Below are 2,661 nucleotides of genomic sequence, written 5' to 3'. Positions count from 1 at the left end.
CCCTCGATAACCGTCGGACCGATCATCGCCAGATTGGCATGTGCGCGAACCCATTCCAGGCTCGACAGGTAGGAGAACGTCGCTGCCGGGATCGAGGACACCGCGACGTCGAAAGTGTCGAGAGTTTTCGCCACCGGGAACGCCGCGGTCTTGAGCCGGGTGGCGGCGTTGGAGGCGTCACGCGCGGCGATCTCGGCTTCGATCAACGTGCGCAGCACCTCTTCGGGTGTCCAGCATTGAATCTTCGCTCGCGACAACACCTCCGGGGCGGTGCGGCGAATGGTGCCGAGTTTGAGGCGCCGCAGCGCGGCGTCCAGATCGGCCGGCAACGGCGGTGCCGCCGGTGGCGTGGTCATGACAGCGCCGTTTCCGGTGGGGTGAATTTGTAGGCATCCAGCGACCGGGTCGCACTGGTGGGCAGGGCCAGGATCAACGCATCACCAGCGGGACGCGGGTGCGGGGTGCCGGCACCGGCAGCCAGGATCGAGCGGACGTCGGCGGCACGGAACCGTTTGAACGCCACCGCCCGCGCCAGCGCACCGATCAACGCATCGGGCCCGTGTGCGGCACCGAGAGCGAGCAGGATTTCCAGTTCGGACCCGAGGCGAGTGTTGCCGATCGCGGCCGCCCCGACGAGGAACGCTTCCGCGTCCGGTCCGAGTGCGCAGAACTGCTGCTCGACAGCCGTTTTCGGGCGCGGTCCCCGATCAGGTGCGGGCCGGGGTCGGTCGTAATGGTCATCGTGCACCGACGCCGTCCCCGGTGCGGCCAGTTCGTGATCGGCCACGACCTCACCTGTTCGAGGTTCGACGATCAGCAACCGGCCACCGTCCTGGAGAAGGGTGACGGTGGTGCCGATCAGCCGGGTCGGCACCGAATACCGGGCCGAGGCGAACCGGACACAGGACAGGCGATCGACCTTGCGGGTCATCGGCGCCGGTCCGATCTGCAAACGTAGCGACGGCAACGGTTGCAGCAGTGCACGTTCGGTGATCAGTCGTTCGTCGGGGATCGCGGCGATCTCCGAATGCACTCGGGCGTTGACCTCGGCACACCACAGTGCCGCTGCGGCGTTGGCGGTGTGCACGTCGACCGGTTTACCGGTGATGTCGGCGTCGGTGAGCAGGGGGACGACGAGGTCGCGCTGGGCGTAGCCGACCAGGTTTTCCACGATGCCTTTCGATTGCGGGTCGTTGGCGTGACAGAAGTCTGGGCGGAACCCGTAATGGGTTGCCAGACGGACGTATTCGGGTGTCGGGACGACGACGTTGGCGACCACACCGCCTTTGAGGCAGCCCATCCGATCGGCCAGCACCTTCAACGGGACACCACCGATCGCGTCCATTGCTTGGGCGATGAATCCGAGGGTGGTGGTGGCGCGTTCGTTGTCTGCGAAGGCGACGAACCGCCACCGAGAGAACGCAAGTACGGCGCAGAACAGGTGCAACCCGCCACCGACGGTGGCCCAGTCGATCACCAGGTACTCACCGGGGGTCCAGACTGCGGGGCGTCGTCCGCGGTGATGGTCTTTGCGCCACAACGCTTTCGCCTCCGCGACCAGGCGACGGAAGTTGCGGTCCGACCCTTCGTAGCCAGCGGTCCGCGCGACTGGTAGCAACCGTTTCGCCGAGATTCTGCCGTTGGATTTGGCCACTCGCTCGGTGACCAGCTCGGTCACGGCATCGTAGTTATGTGGCCGTTCGACGCGTTCGGTGCTGTCGTGGCCGTGTTGTTCGGCTTCGAACCGCTCGACGACTCGCTTCACGGTCTTGTGGGTGGTGCCGCAAAGATCGGCGGCGCCTCGATAGGTTCCGACTTCTCGATACGCGGAAATGATGTCCATGCGGTCCCTCGCAGACTTCAATGGAAACTCCCTGGGCGGTGTGGTGTGTGGTTGGCACCTTCACCGTCACCGCCCAGGCCTCGAGCTCCCGTACGACACGACGAACACGGGTGGGGACTTTTATCTGGCCACCCGTGGGGACCTAGAACTGGCCACCAGTGGGGACTTTTTCATGGCCACGGACAACAGGTGCGGATCTTCGCGTAGTCGGTGGGTGACGTAGTCGAGGAACGGTTCGAACGGATCGAGTGTGGCGGGTTTGCGGTCTCCGGGGGTGGTGACGCCGTTGAGGTCGTTGCGGACTGTTCTGCGGTTTCTACCGGTGTGTCGGGCGATGGCCGAGATCGACCATCCTCGTTTGTGCAGGGCGTGTATCTCCAAGTCGTCCTCCCGTGTGAGCATGCGAAAGCGGGTCTCCCTCGAATGGCTGGTGTGTGGTCAGAGACCACCAGCATCGAAGGAGGCCCGCCCTCATCGGCGGAGCCACACGGGTGAGCACTTTCGGTGAGCAGAACTGGGCAGTTTCAATGAGCGCCGTCAACCCAACGACGAAATTGAGGATCATCTGATGGCACTACCAACGCTGACTCCCGAGCAGCGCGCAGCCGCACTCGAAAAGGCCGCCGCCGCGCGCAAGGCACGCGGTGAATTGCTCGCTGCAGTGAAATCGGGGCACCTCAGCGTCGTCGACGTGCTTGCAAGGGCCGAGACAGACTGGCATGCAGCTTCTGGATCACCTCGAAGTGCCAGACCGGCCGAAGGGCCTTGACCCCGGATGTTGGACACGGCGATATCTGGTTACGCGGCCAGGTTGAGGT

The 2,661-nt window shown here is 64.6% G+C and carries 2 protein-coding genes and 2 pseudogenes; 1 reads left to right on the top strand and 3 read right to left on the bottom strand.

The genetic code is table 11. The features are described 5' to 3' along the window. The 3 genes and pseudogenes from ACHIRB_RS28320 to ACHIRB_RS28310 form a co-directional block, all read right to left on the bottom strand. Positions 1–356: ATP-binding protein (locus tag ACHIRB_RS28320; RefSeq protein ID WP_395127810.1), on the bottom strand; the 356-nt coding region annotated here is incomplete at its 3' end. Beyond that, entirely contained in the window at positions 353–1,864 is a 1,512-nt protein-coding gene (istA, locus tag ACHIRB_RS28315) for an IS21 family transposase (protein WP_395126729.1), read from the bottom strand. The genes istA and ACHIRB_RS28320, both read right to left, overlap by 4 nt. A 165-nt stretch (positions 1,865–2,029) precedes the next feature. Continuing rightward, positions 2,030–2,245: pseudogene (locus ACHIRB_RS28310) on the bottom strand (helix-turn-helix domain-containing protein); the annotation flags it as partial. Positions 2,246–2,411: 166 nt separating this feature from the next. Between ACHIRB_RS28310 and ACHIRB_RS28305 the strand changes: the two are divergent. Further along, positions 2,412–2,487: pseudogene (locus ACHIRB_RS28305) on the top strand (integration host factor, actinobacterial type); the annotation flags it as partial. Positions 2,488–2,661: the final 174 nt, after the last annotated feature.

It is taken from the genome of Antrihabitans spumae (assembly GCF_043944905.1).
Taxonomy (GTDB): domain Bacteria; phylum Actinomycetota; class Actinomycetes; order Mycobacteriales; family Mycobacteriaceae; genus Antrihabitans; species Antrihabitans spumae.
Note: the sequence above shows the minus strand (reverse complement) of the source record. Positions and strands in the feature narration are given on the sequence as shown.